Annotated in this window: 15 protein-coding genes; 13 read left to right on the forward strand and 2 right to left on the reverse strand. The window is 58.1% G+C overall.

Features of this window, described 5'->3' with window-relative positions; genetic code table 11:
* Positions 1 to 90 precede the first annotated feature (90 nt).
* The 9 genes from ACFOTD_RS16485 (at position 91) to ACFOTD_RS16525 (ending at position 15,771) form a co-directional block, all read left to right on the forward strand.
* Complete coding sequence (locus ACFOTD_RS16485) at positions 91 to 1,824, forward strand: cache domain-containing sensor histidine kinase (RefSeq protein ID WP_378120608.1); 1,734 nt, start codon at positions 91 to 93, stop codon at positions 1,822 to 1,824.
* Positions 1,821 to 3,374 (forward strand): response regulator transcription factor, encoded by a 1,554-nt coding sequence (locus ACFOTD_RS16490; RefSeq protein WP_378120610.1) that lies wholly within the window; start codon positions 1,821 to 1,823, stop codon positions 3,372 to 3,374. The genes ACFOTD_RS16485 and ACFOTD_RS16490 overlap by 4 nt, the downstream gene beginning before the upstream one ends.
* Positions 3,375 to 3,475: 101 nt before the next feature.
* Entirely contained in the window at positions 3,476 to 4,882 is a 1,407-nt protein-coding gene (locus ACFOTD_RS16495; protein WP_378120612.1) for an ABC transporter substrate-binding protein, read from the forward strand.
* Positions 4,883 to 4,980: 98 nt separating this feature from the next.
* Entirely contained in the window at positions 4,981 to 5,859 is an 879-nt protein-coding gene (locus ACFOTD_RS16500) for a carbohydrate ABC transporter permease (RefSeq protein WP_378120614.1), read from the forward strand.
* Positions 5,859 to 6,683 (forward strand): carbohydrate ABC transporter permease, encoded by an 825-nt coding sequence (locus ACFOTD_RS16505; RefSeq protein WP_378120616.1) that lies wholly within the window; start codon positions 5,859 to 5,861, stop codon positions 6,681 to 6,683. The genes ACFOTD_RS16500 and ACFOTD_RS16505 overlap by 1 nt, the downstream gene beginning before the upstream one ends.
* 28 nt (positions 6,684 to 6,711) lie before the next feature.
* The gene (locus ACFOTD_RS16510; protein WP_378120618.1) at positions 6,712 to 7,797 is read left to right on the forward strand and encodes a glycoside hydrolase family 99-like domain-containing protein; all 1,086 of its coding nucleotides are present in this window, start codon (positions 6,712 to 6,714) and stop codon (positions 7,795 to 7,797) included.
* A 19-nt stretch (positions 7,798 to 7,816) separates the two neighbouring features.
* Positions 7,817 to 9,925, forward strand: coding sequence for an apiosidase-like domain-containing protein (locus ACFOTD_RS16515; protein ID WP_378120620.1), 2,109 nt, complete (start codon positions 7,817 to 7,819; stop codon positions 9,923 to 9,925).
* A gap of 32 nt (positions 9,926 to 9,957) precedes the next feature.
* Positions 9,958 to 14,718 carry an S-layer homology domain-containing protein gene (locus tag ACFOTD_RS16520; RefSeq protein ID WP_378120622.1) on the forward strand — a complete coding sequence of 1,587 codons (4,761 nt, stop codon included), beginning with the start codon at positions 9,958 to 9,960 and terminating at the stop codon, positions 14,716 to 14,718.
* 258 nt (positions 14,719 to 14,976) lie between these two features.
* Positions 14,977 to 15,771, forward strand: a complete 795-nt coding sequence (locus ACFOTD_RS16525) for a TatD family hydrolase (protein WP_378120624.1) — start codon at positions 14,977 to 14,979, stop codon at positions 15,769 to 15,771.
* Between the two features lie 35 nt (positions 15,772 to 15,806).
* Here the strand turns inward: ACFOTD_RS16525 and ACFOTD_RS16530 are convergent, their stop codons facing one another.
* Positions 15,807 to 16,094, reverse strand: coding sequence for a hypothetical protein (locus ACFOTD_RS16530; RefSeq protein ID WP_378120626.1), 288 nt, complete (start codon positions 16,092 to 16,094; stop codon positions 15,807 to 15,809).
* A 749-nt stretch (positions 16,095 to 16,843) separates the two neighbouring features.
* On the opposite strand from ACFOTD_RS16530, the gene ACFOTD_RS16535 reads away from it, so the two are divergent.
* Positions 16,844 to 17,188: a FlxA-like family protein gene (locus ACFOTD_RS16535; RefSeq protein WP_378120628.1), complete on the forward strand. Its 345-nt coding sequence runs from the start codon at positions 16,844 to 16,846 to the stop codon at positions 17,186 to 17,188.
* A gap of 76 nt (positions 17,189 to 17,264) precedes the next feature.
* Here the strand turns inward: ACFOTD_RS16535 and ACFOTD_RS16540 are convergent, their stop codons facing one another.
* Positions 17,265 to 17,909 (reverse strand): hypothetical protein, encoded by a 645-nt coding sequence (locus ACFOTD_RS16540; protein ID WP_378120630.1) that lies wholly within the window; start codon positions 17,907 to 17,909, stop codon positions 17,265 to 17,267.
* Positions 17,910 to 18,112: 203 nt separating this feature from the next.
* Here ACFOTD_RS16540 and ACFOTD_RS16545 point away from each other — a divergent pair, with 203 nt between their 5' ends.
* From ACFOTD_RS16545 to ACFOTD_RS16555, 3 genes are all read left to right on the forward strand, one after another.
* Positions 18,113 to 18,874, forward strand: a complete 762-nt coding sequence (locus ACFOTD_RS16545; RefSeq protein WP_378120632.1) for a hypothetical protein — start codon at positions 18,113 to 18,115, stop codon at positions 18,872 to 18,874.
* 164 nt (positions 18,875 to 19,038) lie between these two features.
* The gene (locus ACFOTD_RS16550; protein WP_378120634.1) at positions 19,039 to 20,193 is read left to right on the forward strand and encodes a response regulator; all 1,155 of its coding nucleotides are present in this window, start codon (positions 19,039 to 19,041) and stop codon (positions 20,191 to 20,193) included.
* Positions 20,190 to 23,243, forward strand: coding sequence for an ATP-binding protein (locus ACFOTD_RS16555; RefSeq protein ID WP_378120636.1), 3,054 nt, complete (start codon positions 20,190 to 20,192; stop codon positions 23,241 to 23,243). Before ACFOTD_RS16550 ends, ACFOTD_RS16555 begins: the two co-directional genes overlap by 4 nt.
* The last annotated feature ends 60 nt before the right edge of the window (positions 23,244 to 23,303 follow it).

The following is a 23,303-nucleotide window of genomic DNA, read 5'->3' on the forward strand; positions in this document are numbered from 1 at the left end:
AGGAGGGCGTTGTTTGAAAAGAGCGCAATTCGAAAACGAGGCCATGATCGCTGCGGCTAAAGTTAAATATGAAGCCAAGGAGGGGCCGGCATGCTAGCCGGCCTTGTTCGTACGATCCGCTCCCGTCTGCTGTACAAAATGCTCATCAGCTACTCCATTCTGACGCTCGTCCCGCTTGTCGTCGTCAGCGCCGCCTTCTATGTCCGCTCCGATCAACTGCTGGAGAAGAAAGAGACGGAGACGGTACAGCAGGACCTGAACGTCACTGCGAGCAAGATCGACGCCCGGCTGCATGAGGTGCGCAAGCTGCTGTCGGAGCTCGGGCGGCAGGAGGCGATCCGTTCCTTGCTGCTGATGGACGCCCGCGAGGGAACGAATCCGGCTGGCGAGGACCATCGGCGGCAGGAAGCGGCCGCGGCCGAGCTGATGCAATCGGAGCTGGAGCAGGCCCGCAACAATGTCGGAGATTTCGTCGACAACCTTTATTTGATCAACAAAGCCGGAGACATCTATGCTACGGATTCCAGTAAGCGCTTGCAATATGTATCGGCCTTCCGGCTGTTGCCTTTCGAATTCCCGAACGTGCCGCAGTGGGCGTTTTTCACCGACTACCAACGGATGGCCTGCGACCTGAAGCTGTATGCCGGCGGTGCTGCGATGACTTCGGAAACGGAGATCGGGATGCTCGTTCTGACCATCGATCCGGCCAAAGCCTCCCAGCTGTACGACACATACGAGCGGGGGACGTTCTATATCGCGAACGCGGACAACTTAATCGTGTCTTCCTCCAATCTGTCCGACATCGGCAATTTGCTTGGCTCCGGCGGCCAAGAGGACCGGCTCGTCGTGCGGCAGAAATCGCAAACGTCCGATTTCCAATATGTCCGCATCGCGACGGCGGGGGCGAACGCGCTGGTCAAGAAGCAAACGCTGTTCGCACTCGCCGTGACGCTGGCGGCATGGGCGGCCGTGTTTATCACGACCTATCAGATTTTGAAGCGAATCACCCATCCGATCCGGCGGCTGTACCGGCTGATGCGCAAGGCGGAGCTAGCGGAGTATCACATCTTCCCGAATATCCGCGGACAGGACGAGATCGCCATGCTCTGCCGAGGCTACAATCAATTGGTCACCCGGACGGAGCAGCTGATCGAGACGAACTACAAGAGCGAGCTGAGAGTGCGCGAAGCGGAGTTGAAGGCGATCCGCATGTATATCAACCCGCATTTTCTGTACAACATCCTGGAATATATCAGCGTCATTTCGCAAGCGCCGGACAAAGCAAAATACGTGCCGGACGTCGTGCGGAAGCTGTCGGGCATTTTCCGCTATTCGATTACGCCGGGCGGCACCTTCGTGCCCCTTGCGACGGAGCTGCAATACGTAGAGAGCTTTCTGCAGATTCATCAGTACCGCTACGGGGAGCGTCTGCAATATGCTATCGTCCTGCCGGTCATGTTCCGCCTGGCTGCCGTTCCCCGGTTCATGCTGCAGCCCCTGGTGGAGAACTGCATCCTGCACGGCATCGACCGCCTGCCGGAGGGCGGCAAGATCGAGATCGAGGTGAAGGAGGCGGACTACCATCTGGAGATCGTAATCCGCAATCCTTCGCCAGAGGAGGAAGCCGTGCCGGAGGGCCATTCTCCGCGAGCGAGCGAGCATCGCGCAAAACGCGGGCTCGGCTCCGGAATGGACAATATAAACGACCGTATCCGGCATCATTTCGGCAGCGATTACGGCGTCAAGCTGACTCGCGACGGGAGCTTCGTAACCGTGCAGGCGACGATACCGATTCAAATATGGCAGGAGGAATCGACGGGATGAGAATGCTTATCGTGGACGATGAACGGGAAATTCGAGACTATATCGCCGCTATGCCGGAATGGGCGGACATCCGCTGCAGCGTCGCGGCTGTCGCCGCGAACGGCGCGGAAGCGTTGACCCTCGCTCGTCAGATACGGCCGGATATTCTGCTGACGGACATCCGCATGCCGGTGATGGACGGCATCGCGCTCGCGGAGGCCATTCGCAAGGAGCAGCCGGAGCTGCCCATCGTTTTTTTGTCCGCTTACAACGAATTCGAGTACGCCAGGCAAGCAATCCGCCTCGGCGCCGTAGATTTCATCACGAAGCCGTTCGTCGCGGCGGATCTGGTATGGGCCGTGAAGCAGGTGCAGCAGCAGCTCATGACGGAATGGAAGCACCAGGAGGCGTTCTTCGTCTTGTTCGGCGGACCGGCCGATCGCGACGAGGAGAAGCTGGCTTGGCTGCGCGACCGCAATCAGCCGGACGAGCCGTTCATCCTGCTCTACGGCGAGCTGGATACGGTCGCTGGAGCGGCCGGGGAGCGGAGTCCGTTCCGCGAGCGCGCCGTGCTGGCGGCGGTGATGCCGGCGCTGGAGCGAAGCGCCGTTCCTTATTGGACGCAGGGGACGAATGCCGGCCTCTACGTGTTGTTGCGCGGGAGCGGGATCGATCCCGCAAGCCTGCAAGAGGAGGCGTTGGAGCTTGCCAAGCGGATGGTGGAGCTGGGAGGCGCCGCGAACGAGCTCTCCCTGTCGGTCGGGATCGGCCGGGCCGAGCCTTCGCTGCTCTGCTTGCCGGACGCGCTCCGGCAGATCGCGGAATGCATGGAGTACCGGATGCTGATCGGCAAGCGGTCCGTCATCGCTTACGATGCGATCCGTTCGATAAGAAGCGAGAAGGACCGGCAGCTGCTGTTGTCCACCAACCGGCTGGAGGACCTGCTGCGCATCGGCGATCGCGACGGCATCGCGGACGCGCTGCGCGAGGCCTACCGGACAATGCTGACCGTGGGCGCCGGCAAGCCGGACATTCAGCATTTCTGCATCAATCTGGTCGAGAAGGCGGAGTACGTGATGGAGGAGTTCGGCCTCTCGATCGATCCGAAGGACAAGCTGCGCATTCGAGAGAAGCTGCTGTCCAGCGTCATCCTGACCGATATGATGCGGGATATCGAGCAGCTGATGCAGGGCTGCGCCGCCCGGATCGGCACGCTGGTCGAGCAGGCGCCCAAGCGGCTCGTCGCCGAGACGAAGGCGATCATCGGACAAGCGTACGAGGACGAGCTGACGCTGCGGATGGTCGCCGAACGGCTGAGCGTCAATTATTCCTATTTGAGCCGCGTGATCAAGAAGGAGACCGGCAAAAACTTTTCCGATCTGCTGTGGTTAACCCGCATAGAGGCGGCGAAGGCCAGGCTGCTGAGCGAAGACTTGAAGGCATACGAGGTGGCTTATGCGGTCGGGTTCAAAAACTACGCGCACTTCAGCCTGCTGTTCAAGAAGGTCGTCGGTATGTCTCCGAGCGCCTACAAGCTTCATGCATCTGCGCAGCGCGACGGAGGGAAGTAAAACACAGCAATGATAAACCAGAATGCAAGTATCCGTGCGAGAACGTGAAGCGATTACAATGAAGCAAGAAAGTTATCCTGCTACAGAGAGAAGGCTCGCACATGAAAAAGAGGGTTACATCGTTGCTGGCGTCGACGCTGCTCGTGACGTCGGTGCTGGCGGGCTGCAGCGGCTCGGGAGGAAACAATAACGCAGAAGCTGGGCAGACCGCCAGCCCGAGCGGTTCCGCGACCGCAAGCGCGACGAGCGGAGGCGACACCAATGCCGGAACGGAAGGCGGGGGAGCCGCTTCCAACGACAAGGCGTTCACGATTCGCGCCGGCGCCTGGTTCCTGGACGAGCGCGCGCATCAGGTGGCGTTCCGCAAGGCGGTAGAGGAAGGCTACAAGAAGCTGTACCCGAAAGCCACGATCCAATGGGACGTGACGCTGGGCGCGACCTACTTCGACAAGCTGAAGGCGCAGTTCGCTTCCGACACGGCCCCGGACGTAACATTCTATCAGACGCTGGACTATGCCAAAGCAGGCAATCTCCTGGATCTGTCCGGCGAGCCTTGGGTGTCGCGCATGAGCGACGCCGCGAAGAAAGACCCGTCCCTGGTCTATGAAGGCAAGCTGTACGGCGCGCCGGGCTCCGGCAGCATCGGCGGCGGCATCTGGTACAACAAGGATCTGTTCGACAAGATGGGCATCGAACCGCCCAAGACGTCAGAAGAATTCCTCGCCGCCAGCGAGAAGATCAAGGCCGCCGGCAAGACGCCGATCGCGCTCGGCTTCAAGGACCTGTGGACCGCCAACATGTTCCTCATGAACTGGCTGCAGTCCTACACGTTCCCAAGCGATGCGGATTACGGCAAGAAGCTGTACGACGGCACGGTCAAGTTCGACGACGCCGTCATCCAGAAGGTATACCAGCAAGTGGAGACGATGAAGGGCAAGGGCTACTTCAATAAAAACGCGCTGAGCATCGACTGGCCGCAATCGGCGCAGCTGTTCGCGTCCGGCGAAGCCGCGATGATCGTGCAAGGGCCCTGGATGCCTGCGTCGAACGTCGAAAACATCGAGAAAGGCGGCTTCGATAAATTCCAGATCGGCTTCTTCCCGTTCATGGACGACGCCGGCAAGAGCAGCATGGTTTTCAACTCCGGCACAGGCCTTGGCATTAACGCCAAGACGAAGCTGGTCCAGGAGTCCAAGGATCTCGTCTCGCTGATGGTGAGCCCGGAGATTATGGGGCCGTGGCTGGAGGGCGAAGGCGGTCTGCCGATGTTCACGGACGTGAACGTCCAATTCACCGATCCGGTCATGGACACGGTGAAGCAGTATTTGGACAGCGGACTTACGCTTCCGTACGGGCTGAGCTCCTTTATGCCGGCGAGCAGCGCCAACGCGATGATCGACGTACTGACGAACGTCGTCTCCGGCGTCAAGTTCAATCCCGCGGATCTGCAGGCGGCACAGGATGCAATGAATAAAGACAAGGCGACCGTCGTGCTGCCCGCATCCTGATCAGGGGGCCCGGCAGCGGCGGCAAGCCGTACCGCGTTCAACCGCAGCCGCTGCGCATGCGGTTGAACGCATCATTCCATCGAGAGGAAGCAGCGGCAATGAACCTGAAACGAAAGCAATATGCGGCGGCGGTCCTCTTTCTCATTCCTGCGGCCGCTATTTTTATTCTCTTTTTCTATGTTCCGTTTCTCCAGAGCATCTATTATTCGTTCACCGATTGGACCGGGGTGGGGCGACCGAAGTTTACGGGATGGACCAATTACGCTTATCTATGGAAAGATCCGCACATGACGGACGGACTGCTGAATTCGCTCAAGATGGCGGCGTTCGGACTTGTCGTGCAAAATCCGCTGGCTCTGCTGGCGGCGGTGCTGCTTAACCGGCAGTTCCGCACAGGGTCGTTCATTCGGACTTCGTTCTATCTTCCGGTCGTCGTCAGTCTGGTCGTCGCTTCCGTCGTCTGGGGGCAGATGCTGCAGTACGACGGATTTATCAACGCCGTGCTAGGCCGTTTCGGTCTGGAATCGGTCGCCGAGGATTGGCTCGGCAACGTGCGAACGTCGTTTCCGGCCATCATACTGCTGACGCAATGGCAGGCGATCGGCTATTGCGCGATCATATATCTGGCAGGCCTGCAGGCGATTCCCCAGGACATGTACGAAGCGGCCGAGATCGAAGGGGCGAGAGGCTTTTCTCTCTTTCGCCGCATCACGCTCCCGATGCTCATGCCCGCCGTGACGATCGTGCTGTTTCTGACGGTCGTAGGCGCGCTCAAGATGTTCGATCTGCCGTACATTCTGACGAACGGCGGCCCCGGCACCTCGTCGTATACGCTGTTTCTGGCCGTCTACAACGCCGCCTTCAAGGACAATAACTATGGGTATGCTACTGCGGGTGGCATCGTGCTGGCCATCTTCATCGTGATCGTCTCGATCGCGCAGCTGTCGGCCACCAGACGCAAGGAGGTCGAGCTCTGATGAACGGATCCAAACGGGCTTCCCTTGCGCTGGAAATCGTGCTCATCCTGGCCGCGCTTCTGTTTCTCCTCCCGGTGCTGTATCTGGTCGTAATGACGTTCAAGGAGCCGCGCCTCTTCTACAAGCCGCTCGCATTGCCGGACCGGTTTTATGTGGACTACTACAAGCTTGCGCTGGGAAAGTCTTTTTTTCGGAGCATGTTCAACTCGCTCCTCGTCACGGTCGGCGGGCTGGCGCTCACGATTCTGGTCGCGTCGATGGCCGGGTTCGTGCTGTCTCGCCGGAAAGAAAAGCTGTTTCTATTCTTTTTCTACCTGTTCATGTCCGGGATGGTCATTCCGACGGTGGGCTCCCTGATCCCGCTATTTAAGCTGGCGAGCTTTCTCCATCTGATCAACACGCGTACGCTGCTGATTTTACTCTATACGGCGGGCTTCATTCCTTTCGCTTCCTTTCTTTATTCGGCGTTCACGAAGTCGATCCCCCGGGAGCTGGAGGAGGCGGGAAGCATCGACGGCTGCGGGCCGCTGCGGATGTTCTGGGTCATCATTTTTCCGCTGCTGCTGCCGGCTACCGGCACGTTTATTCTCACGAACGTTTACGGCATCTGGAACGACTTCCTGACCCCGCTCATTTTCCTTAACTCGCCGGACAAAATGACGCTGATGCCGACGATCGTCCAGTTCATGTTCAACAAGCAATCGACCAACTACGGCCCGGTATTCGCGATCAGCGTGCTGGCGATGCTGCCGCTCCTGCTGTTGTTCGTGCTGACGCAGAAGCGCATGCTCCGCGGGCTCGTCATGGGCTCCGTGAAGGGCTAGGCTGTGCAAAAGACAGGAGGGAGCTCGAATGGGCAGCGGCTACGAGGTAGCGGTTTACTACTTTCCGCAGTGGCATGCGGATCCGAAAAACGAAGCGATCAAAGGAAAAGGATGGACGGAATGGCCGTCGCTGCGAAGCGCCAAGCCCCGGTTTCCCGGGCACGAGCAGCCGAAGCGGCCGATGTGGGGCGAGATCGACGAAGCGGATCCGCGCGTATCGGAGATGCAGATTCGGGAGGCGGCCGACCACGGCATTACCTGTTTTCTTTACGATTGGTATTGGGACATGGGCGGGGGAGAGGGGCCGTTCCTGCACCGCGCGCTGGAAGAAGGATTCCTGCAGGCCGGCAACCGCGATCGGCTGAAGTTCGCCCTCATGTGGGCGAATCATAACGAGGTGTCCCGGGCGCGGTTCGACGCGATGACCGATTATATCGTGGATCATTATCTCGGTTATGACAACTACTTGACGATCGACGGGAAGCTTTATTTCTCGATTTACGAATGCATGACGCTGATCCGCGGGCTCGGTGGCATCGAGGAGACCGCGGAAGCGCTGGCCGATTTTCGCCGCAAAGTCAGGGAAGCCGGCTATGCGGATCTGCATCTGAATCTCGTCGAGTGGGGATTAAATCCGCAGCATGCCGACATCATCGGTCCCGACGCGAACGCGCTGCTCGCCAGGCTTGGCGCTGACAGCGTCACGTCCTACGTATGGCTGCATCATGCAGAGCCGGAATCGTTCCCCGGCGTCGACTATGCGGCGTGGTCGAGGCAGGCGACGGGGATGTGGGACGACTTGCAGGCGCGATTCGCCTCCGTGCCCTATTATCCGAACGTGACGATGGGTTGGGACCCGAGCCCGCGCTGCGATCCGGAGCTGCCGTACGTCAGAGGGGATTATCCGTATACGCCGGTCGCCACGGACAATACGCCGGCCGCTTTTGAAGCGGCGCTGCGAGAAGCCAAAGCGTATCTGGACCGCACGCGGCTCTCGCCCCCGATGTTGACCGTCTATGCATGGAACGAATGGACAGAAGGGGGGTATCTGGAACCGGACACCAAGCACGGCATGGGATATCTGGAAGCGATCCGAAACGTATTTCATTCTTGACCGCGAGGGAGAGATTCAGATGCGAAAAATCGTTTTTTTCTGTGTATTATTCGGCTCTATGTTGGGATTGGCGGCGCTCGGGGGATTCCCCGGCGCCCGGACGGCGTATGCCGCCGACTATTCGGTACAGCAGTGGCAGGCGGTCGAAATTACGCTGAGCAGCACCGTTACTTACGCGGATCCGTTCAACGGCGTGGACGTGACGGCGACCTTTACGGGGCCGGGCGGAACGGTCATTACGCGTCCGGCGTTCTGGGACGGGGGCAACGTGTGGAAGGTTCGCTTCGCGCCTACCAAGACCGGCAGCTGGACGATGACGACGGCCGCCACGGACACGGCGAACGCGGGCTTGCACAACGTGACGAAGACCGTCGATGCCGTAAGTTATACGGGCAGCAAGGATATTTACAAGCACGGCTTTCTAAAAGTAAGCACGAATGGCCGTTACCTTACGTACGCCGACGGTACGCCGTTCTTCTACCTCGGCGATACACACTGGATCCTGCCGCATGAGCGGTTCTCTACGTCGAATGCGACAGGCGTCGCTTCGCAGTTCAAGTACACGGTGGATAAAAGAGTCGCCCAAGGCTTCACCGTCTACCAATCCGAGCCGATCTGGCAGCCGCACGGCGGCGGGACGCACGCAGGCGCCGACGAGGAAGCGCTCGCCAACCTGAGCGACGGCTTTACGAACGCCGATCTTGCGGGCTTCGCGAACCTCGACCGGAAGTTCAAGTACATCGCGGATCAGGGCCTCGTCCATGCCAACGCGCAGGTGAGCTGGGCGAACGATCCCGCAGCCTACGGCGTCTATACGAACGCATACATGGGCAAAATCGCGCGCTATTGGGTCGCCCGCTATGGAGCCTATCCCGTCATCTGGACGATCGCGCAGGAGATCGACAAGAACATGTACGGCAATTACGATGCGACGACGATCCAGAAGTGGTATGCCGTGGGTCAAGGCATCTCCGACAACGACGCATACAACCATCCGCTCATGCCGCACATGGAAGACGCGAGCTCCACGGTCGCTTCGACCTCGTGGTGGGCGAGCAAAGCCTATCACGACGGCTGGGCCGTGCAGTGGCAGGGCGACATGACCGGAATGAGCATCGCCAAGAACTTCTGGAACAATGCCGCGGTCAAGCCCTCGGTGCTTTATGAGAGCGCTTACGATCAGTTCTGGACGGACGGAAACGGTGCGCTAGGCGCGGCCTACAAGGCGTTCCAGTACGGCATATACGGCTATGGCTACGGGGCGGCCGGGGTGTGGAACGACGTTTACTCCAAGCCGGGAGAGCCTGATGACTTCGGCACTGCCTACGAGCTGCCGGCCAAATATTACTGGTGGTACGACGGCGCCAATCTGGCGACAGGGGATCGGCTCTCTTATTTCAAAGCGTTCTATACGAGCCTGGAATGGTGGAAGCTCACGCCCCGGTTCGACGACGGCGCTTGGGGTTCTTTCGGCGACGGCGCGCGTTCTCTTCTCTCGTCGGACGGGAACAGCACTTATGTGGTGTTTTTCTTTAACGGCACGACGGCGTCGGGAACGCTCAAGCAGATGGACAACAGCCGTCTGTATACGGCGCGATGGTTTAATCCGCGCACCGGCGCGTACTCGACGATCTCGAATAAAGTGCATGCCTCGGGCGGGCTCTGGTCGATACCGGGCAAGCCGGACGCCTCCGACTGGGTGCTGCTCGTGCAGAAGACCGCCACCGCGGCGCCGGCCAATCTGGCCCTGGGCAAGACGTATTCCAGCTCGTCGTCCTGGGATGCGAGTCAGATGGCGCCAAAAGCGTTCGATCAGAACTATATTACCGATTGGCAAGCGTGCAACGGCTGCTGGAGCGGGCAATGGCTGGCCGTCGACTTCGGGGCGAATACGACGTTTAACCAAGCCGTGCTGACCGAATACAACGGCCGGACGCAAGGATTCCGGATCGAATATTGGAACGGCTCGATCTGGCAGACGGCTTATACGGGAACGACGATCGGCGCGACCGGCATCCCGCGCGTGCTGTCGTTCCCCGCCGTGACAGGGAGCAAGGCGCGGATCTACTTCACGTCTGGCAACGAGCACGCGCCGATTATCTATGAATTCGAGCTTTATAATCTTTGAACGCGCTTAATGATGCGAAGGAGTGATAGCGATTGTTCGTTAAAAAACGGTTGGCAGGCCTAACGGCCCTCCTATTGATTCTCGGATTGCTGCTGGAGGCGATCCCCGCGACGCTTCCCGCGGCTGCGGCCGGGGCCAAGGCTTACGAGGCGGCGCCCGAGCCTTCCTATCTCGTGTCGAAGGGATCGGCGGTCACCGGCTATAACGGAATGACCTTTAACGACGGCGCCCCGCTTAATCTGACGGACGGCCTGCCGGACACGTTGGCAGGCGGTTACGGACCCGTGGATTTCGTGATCGATCTGGAACGGAAGCAGCCTTTGAATTACGTCCGGATTTTATTTAACCGGATGTGGAACGGCGACAATACGATCTTCGTTTCGGACGATGGCTCGACCTGGCAGACCGTCGTCTCGGGTAGCGAAGGGCAATACGATTATATGAAGGATACGGCTGCGACGGACGACCAGACTCAGCCCAATGAGCTCGGGGCGCTGCTGCCCGACGGGACGGAGGGCCGTTATGTCCGCGTGACGACCAAGGACTGGGCGAACCTGTACGAGGTTGAAGTGTACACTTCCCAGGCGCCGTTGGCAGAAAATAAAGATTACGCGGCCGCTGCGCCTGACGGATCGCGATTGGTCTCGCAGGGGGCAAGCGCGATCGGCTACAACGGCATGAAGTTCAATGACGGTGAGCCTGCCAGTTTGACGGACGGAAATTCCGTTACGATGGCGGGGGGATACGGCCTGGTCGATTTCTATGTCGATCTGGGACGCAAGCTGAGCCTCGATTATGTAAAGATTCTTTTTAACAGGATGTGGCAGGGCACCAACAAGGTCTACGTCTCCGACGATGCCGAGCACTGGACGCTCGTGCTGAGCGGCGACGGCAGCGCGTTCGACTATCTGAAGGATAAGACGGCGACGAACGGAGAAACGCAGCCGAACGAGATGGGCGCGCTGCTGCCGGCGGGGACGGAAGGCAGGTACGTCCGCTTTACCGCCCGCGACTGGGCCAACCTGTACGAATTCCAGGTGTACTCCTCGCAGCCGATCCCGGTCGAACGCATTACGGTGCAGGGGCCGGCGAAGCTTGAGGTCGTGAAGGGCTTGACGATGAAGCTGAACGCCGTCTATCAGCCCGCCACCGCGACTCGGCAAGAGGTGACCTGGCAGGTCGCTGCCAAGGAAGGCTCCAGCGGCGACGCATCGATCGATCCGTCGACAGGACTGCTGACCGCGAGATCGCCCGGCATCGTCACCGTGACGGCAACGGCTGCGGACGGCTCGGGCATCGCCGGATCCGCGGATATCAAGATCGTGCCGGCGGGAGAAAGTTGGCGGGAGCAGGAGCTTGCGCTGGTAAGCGCCAAGACGTACGACGATCCGTTCCTTGACGTCGATGTGACCGCTGTCTTCACGGGTCCGCACGGCGAGAAGCTGAACCGGCCGGCTTTCTGGGACGGAGGAAATACGTGGAAGGTTCGCTTCGCGCCGACGTCGGCCGGGCAATGGACGGTAACGACGGCTTCGAACGTCCCCGACGATACGGGCCTGAACAAGAGCGAACCGGTCTCTTTCGAGGTCCTTCCGTACGCCGGAGCGCTCGATATTTATCAACGTGGCTTCTTGAAGGCCGATGAAGGAAAACGATATTTCACCTACGGTGACGGCACGCCATTCTTCTATCTGGGCGACACGCACTGGCTGATGCCGGACGAAAAGTTCGACTCCTCGAACGTCGACGGCGTCGATTCGCAGTTCAAGTACGCGGTCGATCATCGCGTCAGCCAGGGCTATACCGTGTACCAATCGGAGCCGCTCTATTCGAACGGTATGGGGCTCAACGTGACCCGCGGCATTCAATCGGACAGTCTGGCCAAGCTCGCGGATATCGACCGCAAATTCCAATATATCGCGGATGCCGGACTGGTGCACGCCAACGCGGCGCTGACGTTCACGAGCGTGCTGGGCGTGACGGACCCCGATGTGCTGCAGCGGCTGGGCCGCTACTGGCAAGCGAGATACGGCGCGTACCCGGTGCTGTGGACGGTTGCGCAGGAGATCGACCCGAAGTTCGGCGATCTTGATCCGCAATATTGGAAGCTCGTGGCGCAAGGCATCGCCGAGAGCGATGACTACAAGCACCCGCTGACCGCCCATATGGCGGCGGTCCCGTCGTTCGAGACGACCTGGGGAGAGCTGCCGTTCCATTCCTGGTTCGCTGCCCAGGTGCTGACCTTGACGAAGGAATTCTATCAATCGTTCATGGCTTACCCGCAAGTCAAACCGGTCATTACGTACGAGACGGGCTACGAAAACAACGTGACAACGGCCGATACGCCGCGCAAAACGCCGTACATCGCGTTCCAGAACGGTTCCTTCGGCTTCGGCTACGGTTCCCAGGGCGTATGGGCGATCAATCATTCGCCGGACGAATGGTTCCACTACGGTTCGTATTACCGTTGGTTCGACGGGCTGAACGCGACTGCAGGCAGTCAGATGACGTACTTCAAACGGTTTTATGCGAGCCTCGAATGGTGGAAGCTGACGCCGGTATTCAGCGATGCGAGCTATGCCGACTTCGCGTCGCGCGACCATACGTTCATGGCCGTGGACGGCAGCAAGACGTTCGTCGTTTATTTCGCCGACAGCGACAAGAAGACAGGAACGCTGAAAAAAATGGCCGGCACGACCTACAAAGCGCAGTGGTACGACACGAGAACGGGCACTTATACGTTGATCTCGGATCGCGTCGTGCCGGCGAACGGCGAATGGACCGTTCCCGAGAAGCCGGACGGGGAGGATTGGCTGCTGCTCGTCACCTCCGCCGAATCCGCGCTCGCGCCTAAGCTGGACGTTTCCAGCACGGACAATGCCACGACCGTATTCGTACGGCAGGGAACGCTGCAAATGTCGGCTGCGATCGCCGGCAGCGACAAGACCGGCAGCGTGAACTGGACGGTCGTGAATACGGACGGCACGCCTACTTCATTGGCTTCCGTCAATGAAGCCGGTTTGCTGACGGCGGCCGGGGCAGGCAACGGCATCGTTCGGGTGGTGGCTGCCATGAAGGACGGCAGCGGCATGTCGGGCGCCAAGACGGTCATTATCGCCCGGCAGGACCAGAGCGAGCCGCCGGCCAAGGCCGGGAAGATTACGATCAAGGATGGCGGCAACCGCCAGCTGCTTGCTTACTTTGAGCCGGATGATACGCTGGATCAACGTGCGGCGTGGGCCGTCTACGAGGCGGACGGCGTCACGCCGACCGACAAGGCGCGGATTACGGCCGATACGGGAATCATCTATTTGATCAAAGAGGGGACCATCAAGGTAGTTGCCACCGCCAGGGACGGATCGGGCGTCAGCGGCACCTATGATTACACGATCAAGTTCGACGACAAGATCGTCAATCCGCTGTTCGAAGGCGCGATCGTTACCGCGTCTACGACGGACTATCTGAACGACTATCGTCCGGTCAAGGCGATCACGAGCCAATACGGGGATTGGAAAGGGTGGACCTCGGACACGAACATAAAGGCATCCTATGACAATCCGCAGTGGCTGCAGGTCGCGTTCAAGGCGCCGACGACCTTCAATCATGTGGAAGTGTATTCCACTCAAGGCTATCAGATGAAGGACTTCGACGTGCAATATTGGGACGGATCGAAGTGGGTATCGCTATACTCGGTCAAGGGAAATACGTCCAATGCGGTCAAAACGCTCATCCCGGACGTTACGACGGACAAAGTACGGATCGTCGGCTACAAGGGCGACGGGCTCGGGATCGTCCGGGTCAGCGCGATCGAAGTGTACCAGGATGCGCAGTCGCATGACGCGCGCTTGAAGACGCTCGCCTATGGCGATGCCGTTGCTTCGGTGCCGGGCTTCGAAGCGGAGAAGACCGGATACGACGTCGTGCTTCCGTCGGGAACGACGGCTGCGCCGGTTGTCGCCGCTGCTCCGATGCATGAGAAGGCGACGGTAACGATCGTCCAGCCAGAGTCCGCGACGGGAAAAGCCGTCATTGAGGTGACCGCGGAGGACGGCGAGACGAAGTCGGCTTATGAGGTGAGATTCTCTGTTGCGCCTGATAGCGGCGGGCCGTCGCCAGGTACCGGAACGGGAACCGGCAACGGCAATGGTAACGGCACGAATCCGGGCACAGATCCGGGCGAAGAGCCGGGTACGGATCCGGGGACGCAGCCTGGCGGTCCGGGCAGCGGAGCCTTGCCGGCCGACGTTCCGGCAAGACATTGGGCGGCGGACAGCATCCGCGAAGCGTTCAGGCTCGGCATCGTCAGCGGGTACCAGGACGGAACGTTCCAGCCGAACCGGCAGGTGAGCCGGGCGGAGTTCGCCGTCATGCTGGCGCGGGCGTTGAAGCCGCAAAGTGGAGGAGCGAGCGCAAATGCAGGAAAGGCGGAGGGATTTGCCGATGCGGCCAGCATTGCTCCATGGGCGCAGCCGTACGTGACCCAAGCGGTTGAACAGGGCTGGTTCTCCGGCTATGCCGACGGCACCTTCCGTCCGGGCGCCGCGATGACCCGAGTGGAGATGGCGGTGCTGATCGCGCGAGCGGCAGGCTTGCAGACAGATGAGGAAGCAGACCTGTTCGCGCTCTCTTTCGCCGATGCAGACCGCATTCCGCAGTGGGCAGTACCCTACGTAGCGGCCGCCGCGAAGACCGGGCTGCTCAAAGGAGTCGGAGGCAATCGCTTCGATCCTGCCGGCATCGTAACGCGCGCCCAAGCCGTAACGATCGTCATGGCTGTGCTGAAGCGATCTTAGTTTCACCAACTAATTTGTAACAGGGCTGTCTCCATGTCGAATCAACGACTTGGAGGCAGCCTTCTTGCTTAATGCTGCGCAATGCGTCGGCAAAATATGGATCTACGTCAACACATTCAGCTCTGAGGCGCCGTGCATCTCCCAAGTATGGATCTACGTCAACAGATCCTGCTCTTCGCGCTGTACTTGTGGACCATTATTTTCTAGAATAGGCATATCAGTCTATCAGACATACGCGGAAGAGGAGAATAGAAAGAGATGAGTAATTCCAATCCCATCGTCGATATTAGCGTCAACCTGATGCATCGCTCGTTTAACCAGGACCGGGAGGCGGTCGTCGAGAAGGCGATTGCGGGCGGCGTCACGCCGCTAGTCATTACAGGAACAAGTTTGAGAAGCAGCCAAGAAGCAGCGCACTACGCCGGGCAATATCCCGGGAAGCTCTATGCGACGGCGGGGGTGCATCCCCACGATGCCAAGAACTGCAGCCCGGACACGATCCGGAAGCTAAGAGAGCTGGCCGTCCGACCGCAAGTCGTCGCGATCGGGGAGTGCGGGCTGGACTACAACCGGGATTTCTCGCCGCGGGACGTGCAGCGCCGGTGGTTCGGAGAGCAGATCAAGCTGGCGCTGGAGCTCGATATGCCGCTTTTTCTGCATGACCGGGAGGCGCATCAGGACTTCATATCCATCCTGAAGGAGCATGGAGCGCCAAAAGCGGTCGTTCATTGCTTTACCGGAACCTATGCGGAACTCAAGGCTTATCTGGATCTGGGCTTCTACATCGGGATTACGGGCTGGATCTGCGACGAGCGAAGGGGCAAGCCGCTGCGGGATCTCGTGCGGAACATTCCGCTGGACCGCCTGATGGTGGAGACGGATGCGCCGTTCCTGACGCCTCGGGACCTGAAGGAGAAACCGGCGGAGGGCAGAAACGAGCCCGCGTTCCTTCCGCACATCCTGCAAGCCGTGGCTCGTTGCATCGGCAAGCCGGCTGAAGAAGTGGCGAAGGCCACGACGGAGACGGCACGGGAATTTTTTCGCATAACATAGAAGAAGCGCCGGGCTTCCCTGACCGGCGCTTCTTCTTATTTTCTGCGGTAAGTTCTCTCCCAATCGTTGATCCAACCTGCTCGGCTCCAACGACGCTTCCATGCCGAACGTGCAGTCTCCCACTCCAGAATCGCCTGCTGCTTCGTCTGGTAGAATCGATAATCGCAAATGTTCCAGGAGCAATATACTTTCTGATACCACTTGCCGTTCGCGATCTCGTCTTTGTAGCGACGGACCGCCTTGCTCGCCATCCGTTTGGCCAAGCGCGTATACGGAGTGGCGTGATCGCTGCAAACCGGCGTTTTCTTGAAGCTTCTGCTCATCTGTTCTCTAACCTCCTCAGGGGGAAGCTAGAGACCGTCGAGTATGATCATGTTTCACCTCCTGAAAAGGACAGGGAGCGGATGGACGGGAATCGAGTATCGCTGTTGTGCACCAATAATTATGCGTAACGAAGCGCAAGCAGCAGGAAGATGTGACTGACCACGCCACCGTGCATAAATATTGTGCATGGTGAGGGCGCAGCGGTTGGTTTGAGTTCTGAGCATCGTCGCCGTGCACAATAAATGTGCATGGCGGAGCGCGAGCCGCGGGAAGACGTGACTGACCACGCTACCGTGCATAATTATTGTGCATGGTAAGGGCGCAGCGGTTGGTTTGAGTTCTGAGCATCGTCGCCGTGCACAATAAATGTGCATGGCGGAGCACGAGCCGCGGGAAGATGCGACTGGCTACGCTACCTTGCATAAATATTGTGCATGGTGAGGGCGCAGCGGTTGGTTTGAGTTCTGAACATCGTCGCCGTGCACAATAAATGTGCATGGCGAAGTGCGAGCCGCGGGAAGATGCGACTGACTACGCTACCGTGTAATTATTGTGCATTGCGGTAACTTGGCGGATGCTTATTGCGGATGAGGCTGACTGACAACACTAACAATAGCTTCTTCAATTATCGCTAATACCGTATTATACCATTCAGAAATCTTTCAGCTAGCGATCAGGCTGTCTTCAGTGCGTTAATGCATGATGGGAGCGGGACGGGCATGGATTCCGTCAAATGGGAGGCAACCTCATGAAGATATCGTCATCCGGCGGCAGCTATTCAAGCTCCGCATCTACAGCCAGCGACACCTCCGCTCTGGAGAAGCAGAAAACGAAGATCGAAGCGGCGATCAAGGATGAGCAGCAGAGCAAGGACGATCAGAAAACGAAGGAAAAGAAGCTCGAGCTCCTACAAACGCAGCTTCAGCAAATCGAGCAGCAGATCGCTCAAAAGAATAACTCGGCGGCGAAAGCCGGATCGTCATCGGAAGGGCAGCAGTCCGCACAACAGCAGAGCGTCGCTCAGGCTCCGGACAAAAACGCGCTGGGCGTCAACCAGGCCGAGGAGGAAGGGCGCTACGACATCCGAATCTGACGGGCCCCCCGCACAGATAGGCACCGGCTAGCCGCGCGCACCCTCTAAAGGGCGCGGGGCTTTTTTGGTTTTTGCATTAGCGCATCGTATACGTATAGTCTTTCCCCTGCATCGTTACCATCACTTTGATGGACTTCGTGTCCTTGGACGCTTCCTTGGGCAGCTCGGCGATAAAATGCAACGTCCCCGTCTTAAGCGGCTCGATATCCGTGATGCTGCTGTACGTTAAGTCGCTTCCGCCGCTTTCTTCGATAACCGCAAAGCTGTCGTACTCGTATTTATCATCGTATTTTATTTTTACGGAAGCGAACTCATCCGATTCTTTTTCGGAAGTCAACAAGCTCTTTACCTTCAAAACCGTGTCGAGATAAATGTTCCCCGCTTCCTTCACTTCATAATACGAGTAATAACTGCCCGGATTAGACGGTACGACCTTAGAAGTAAAGGCTGCTTTGGTCAGAGTTATCTCGGCAAAATCCGCAACGGTTAGCGGGCTTTTTAACGTGAGCACGTCCAGTACCGGGCTAACTGTGGGCTCCGGCGTCGGCGAAGGGGTAGGATCCGGAGAAGGCGTTGCGGCTGCGGCTTTCTTGGCCTCCTCGACTTGCGTCTTTAGCGTTTGATTTTCAGCAGTAAGCTTCGCGACTTGTTCCTTCAATTGCACGACTTCTTCGGATTGATTGTTCCCGCCGCATCCGGCCAGCGAGATGGATAATGCCAAGAAAGCAACCCCATAACCTATCTTTTTCAAAAAAATAACCCCCATGTCAAATGACTAAATTACAGTATTCGACAAAATTCAAACTATTTCCTTTCTAGGTTGATGACGGGAATGGAGATATAGGGCTGGTTTTTATTTTTGAATATAAATCGTATACTCATTCGTGAGCTTATAATCCAAAAGTTTCAAGGGGCAGCCGATCGATGATTCGGAGATTAGCATTTATAACTGCTTTATTCTTAATTTTAGGGATCGTATCGGGGTGCAAGGAATCGAAGTACCCAGTAGGAAAAGATACGGCCATGCTTATTGGGGACGGAAAGTTTCAATTAGGAAGATTCGTTGATGGATTAAAGCTTGAAGTATTCGTTTCGAATCATTCTTTTTTAATTGTTGAAGAAAACGTTAAAAAGTATAAGAAAGTAAAAAACACCTTATACGTAGTCGGCGATTCTTTAACCGTGGTGTTCGGGGAAACGAATGTCTGCAAGTTGTATTCGCCATCAGCGACAAGAGTCGAAGGTGATCCGGAAAGTGATAGCCCCATAACCTACATTAGCGATTACGATAGCTTTACGAGTGATGAGAAGAAGGTATTCGAGTCTTTGACGGTTCCCACCAGGACCCATATTCAACCTGTATTGGACAGGTTTCCTAGCTTAGAGCAAATTGACGAGACTTACTGGCAGGCAGATTCGATCGGCGAAAACCGATTCGGACCATCCTCTTACTGGATGAAGGGTTACGCGTATCTTAAATCTGGTGTTGCTCAGAAATTCAAGAACTCCTACGTATGGAGCGACGTGACGTTAACGACCTCGTTTCCATTGGTTAACGATGAAGGCCAGGAGCATCATTGGAAATACAGCGACCAGTTTAATAATGATATAAAGTCATTGAATTACATAGGCAACTTTTACTTCGATATACAAAATGAGCTCATTTACTTTGAAATTGAGCGATGAACGCGATCTATAACTGATTTAACCTTGAGAGAACGTCCTTTTCGGAGCGTTCTCTTTTAGTTTGCACTTAACTACCCGAAATAAGAAGGGAACCGCCCCCTCGTTGTCGAAAGGCAAGAAAAGAGTCAAATTTTGGCGAAATGGAAATAGGGAGACAAGCCCGCATGATTCGCGTGATGCTGATTGACGATGAAGAAGATGCCCTGGATTTGCTGGAGATCCTGCTCGGGCAGATGGGCGATGTCGAGATCGCCGGCAGGTACATGAATCCGGTTCAGGCGCTCGAAGCGCTGGAACGTTCCGCCGTGGATGCGGTTTTCCTCGACAATCAGATGCCGGGCATCCTGGGGACGGAAGCGGCCAGAAGGATCCGGCAAACGCTGCCTACGCTGCCTATCATTTTCACGACGGCCTATTCGGAGTACGCGGTGGAAGCGTTCGAGATTCAATCGACCGACTATTTGCTGAAGCCTTTTACGATAGATCGACTGCAGAACGCGGTGGCGCGTATCCGGCAAACTTTGCCGCAACCGACTTTCCAAGCCAACCGGACGCCAAGCGTCGAGCCGTGCCCCGAGCCTGTCGTTCAATGCCTGGGCGGGTTCCAGATTCAAGCGCCGGACGCCGGCAAGGGCGGCGTGTCCTGGAAAACGAAAAAGGAAAAGGAGCTATGCGCGTATCTCGTTCATTACGAGGGAAAGTCCGCGAATGCGGCGGCGATTATCGAAGCGCTATGGCCGGGCTACGATCTGAACAAGGCGAAGACGTATTTGTATACGTGCCTGTCCTATTTGCGGAAAACCTTGACGGAGCACCGCGTTCCGATCCGTATCCACAAGTTCGATCAAGGTTTCATGGCCGAACTGGAAGGCGTGACAGTCGATGTCGCGGTATTTGAACGATATCTGGAAGGCTCCGCGCCGACCCAAGACGTAAGCGCATACGGCCGGATGAATCGGCTGTACCAGGGCGAATACATGGAGGCCTGCGATTTTGGCTGGGCCGTGCCCAGGCAGCTCGAGACGAGAGCCTCGTACATCCGCGCGCTTCGCGGCTGGCATTCGTCGTTTCGGAGCCAGGGCCGTCAAGCGCTCGCGGCCGACAGCCTGCAGCGCATATTGGCGCTCGCCCCCGAGTCCGAGCCGGACGGACGCGAGTTGATGCGGCTGCACCTGGAGGCGGGCGATCGTCATGAAGCCTACCGCGTCGGTCGGCAGCTTGAGCAGGCGGTGCGGATCCAGCTAGCTGCCGAGCTGGAGGACGAGACGCTGCGGCTGATCCGGCAGACGACGGACGAAGCCTCACGAGGCGTACGATGAGAAAAAAAGTCGCTGCGGCGCTCATCACGCTCCTTTTGTTATTCGCGACCTTCAGTCTGTTGTTGACCTTCTCCTCCCAGCTTCAGAAGTCCGCGCCAGCAGCGGTGAATGGGGAGATGGACCTCAGCGCATGGCGATTCGAGGAGGACGGCATCCTACCGCTGGACGGCCAGTGGGAGCTGTATCCGGGCAAGCTGCTGACCGGACGGGACTTCGCCGCAGACGGAGAGCCGCTGACGCCCGCGATAACGCAGGTGCCCGGATCCTGGTCGAAGCAGATGGATACGCTCGGCATGGCCACCTATCGATTGCGCGTCCAGGTCCGCGATCCGGGCGAGGTCTACGGTTTAAAAACGGCGTCGATCCCGGTCTCCAATCGTCTCATCGTCAATGGCCAGGTCGTCGGCTCGAGCGGAAATCCGGCGGAGGAGCGGCAATACGAGGCGTTTAATCGGCCGTACGTGAGCTATTTTACGCTGCAGCCGGGCTGGAACGAGATATTGCTGCAAGTGGCCAACTTCGATTTTCGCGCCAACAGCGGGATCGTCGAGTCGATTCGGCTGGGCAAGGCCGGCCAGATTACCGAGCTTCGCGATCGGGCGACCGCGCACGATTGGATTTCGGTCAGCGTTTTTCTGATCATGGGGCTTTATTTTTTCGGTCTGTATACGCAGCGCAGGAACGATTTCTCGCTTGCCGTATTCGGCATCGTCTGTCTTTGCATCGCGCTGTTTATTAGCGTCAGCGGCGAGCGGGTGCTGCTCCATGCAGCCGGCTGGCTCCCGTTCCGGCTTTATTATCGCATCCAGCTGACTTCGGCGATCGGCGTTGGGCTCGGATTTTTCCTATATTTAAATACGGCGTTTCGGCCCTATTGCTTTAAATGGCTCGTTCGATGCAGCGTGGCGATCGGAACGATACTGGGCGTGCTGGATGCCGGCTTCGGGCCTCAGCTATCGGGAGGACTGACTCGCCCGCTGACGTCTCTATTCGCTACCTTTGCTTTGCTGTACGCTACCTACGTGTTCATATTGGCCGCTCTCCACCGCGTGGCCGGCAGCCGGTATCTGGCCGTGGCGGCTTTGGCCTTGAACGTGATGGCGCTAAGCCTGAATATGAACTTTTACTTCGGCATGCCGATCTATGCGTTCCCGCCGGTCGAGCCTTTCCTGGTGCTGTTGATGCTCGCCCTGCTCATGTCGCTCCGATTCTCGAACGCTTTTCACAAAATCGAAGAGCTGTCCGGTCAGCTGCTGCAAGCGGACAAGATGAAGGACGACTTTCTGGCCCGCACCTCGCATGAATTCAAGACGCCGCTGCATGGCGTGATGAATATCTCTCAGTCGATGCTCGATAATGCCGCGTCTCCGCCGACCGCAGATCAGCGGGATAAGCTCCGGTTGATTACGGATATTACGAAGCGGCTTTCGCAGCTCGTCTACGACATCCTGGACCTCTCCAAGCTGAAGCGAGGCGAGCTCGGGATCGCGACGGCGCCGATCGACGTCCGCTCGGTCGCCGGGGTGCAGGTGCAGTTCTATTCCTACTTGTGCATGGATCGCAGCATCGCGCTGGAAAATCGCGTTCCCGCGGACTTGCCGCTCGCGCTCGCCGACGAGAGCCGTCTGAGTCAGATCATCGGCAATCTGCTGGACAATGCGATCAAGCATACCGAGAGCGGCAGCATCGTCGTGACCGGTGCAGACCGCGGCGGCAGATTGGAAATTGCGGTGCAGGATTCGGGGAAGGGAATCGAGCCGAAGGATCTTCCCTTCATTTTCGAGCCGTTCAGATCGCTGGAGTCCACACAGAGACGCAGCTTCGGCTTGGGGCTGTCGATCGCGAAGCAGCTGGTCGAGCTGCAGGGCGGCACGCTGACGGTCGCTTCCTCGCCTGGCGTCGGCTCGACGTTTACCTTTACGCTCCCGATCGCGGCTCGAAGTCTTGAAGCGGCAGCGGCGCCGTCGACATCACGATCAAGTACCCGAGCCGAGCCCATGACAGCCGAATATTCCTTTGCGACGCCGCATTACTCGAATCCGGACGGCGAGCGTACGGTGCTCGTCGTCGACGATCAACACGTGAATCTGAAGGTGCTGCTGGACGCGCTGCAGCCGCTGAATTACCAAGTGATCGCGGTCCAAAACGGGTACGAGGCGCTGTCGGAGATCGAGCGGCCGGGCCGGATCGATCTCGTCATTCTCGATCTGATGATGCCGGGCATGTCGGGCTACGAGGTGTGCCAGGAGATCCGCAAGCGTTATACGCTGCTGGAGCTGCCTGTCCTGATGGTGACGGCGGCCATTCAGCCGCAGGAGAAGGTGGCCGCCTTCCAGGCCGGGGCCAACGATTACTTGCCCAAGCCGTTCGATCTGGAGGAGCTGAAGGCCCGAATCGGCAGCCTCCTGGCGATGAAGGAATCGCTCGGCCGGGCGGTCTATCTGGAGGTCGCGTTTTTGCAATCGCAGATTAAGCCGCATTTTTTGCATAACGTACTGAACAGCATCGCGGCATCCAGCTATACGGACGCGGATCGCTCGCGCAAGATGATCGTCGACCTCTCCGACTATTTGCGGGGCAGCTTCCGCTTCAGCAACGCGGAGGGACGGATCGCCTTTGCGGAGGAATTTCAGCTGATTCGAACGTATGTGGATATCGAGCAAGCCAGGTTCAAGGACCGGATCCGCTTCGAATACGACATTCCGGAAGAAGCCTATGCGCTCCGCTTGCCCCCGCTGCTGCTGCAGCCGCTGGTCGAAAATGCGATACGGCACGGGATCGGCAACCGGATCGAGGGAGGGACGGTCAAGCTGACGGCAGCCTTGTCGGACGGACAATGGCAGCTGGTCGTGACCGACGACGGCGTCGGCATCGCGCCCGAACAATTGAAGAAGCTGCTTGATCGCGCCGATGCGAAGGAAACCCAGGGCGTGGGCCTGCTGAATATCAACAAACGTCTGAAGTACGAATACGGAGTTGCGCTGGAGCTTGCGAGCGAGCCAGGTGTCGGCACCGCCATCACGGTGCGCATTCCGGCTAAGTCTGCTTAAAGCACGCGATAAGCAAATGAAGGATCAATCTAAACAAATCAATCTAAACGAACAGGCTTC

The sequence above is a fragment of the Cohnella sp. GCM10012308 genome, from assembly GCF_042649185.1.
GTDB lineage: Bacteria > Bacillota > Bacilli > Paenibacillales > Paenibacillaceae > Cohnella.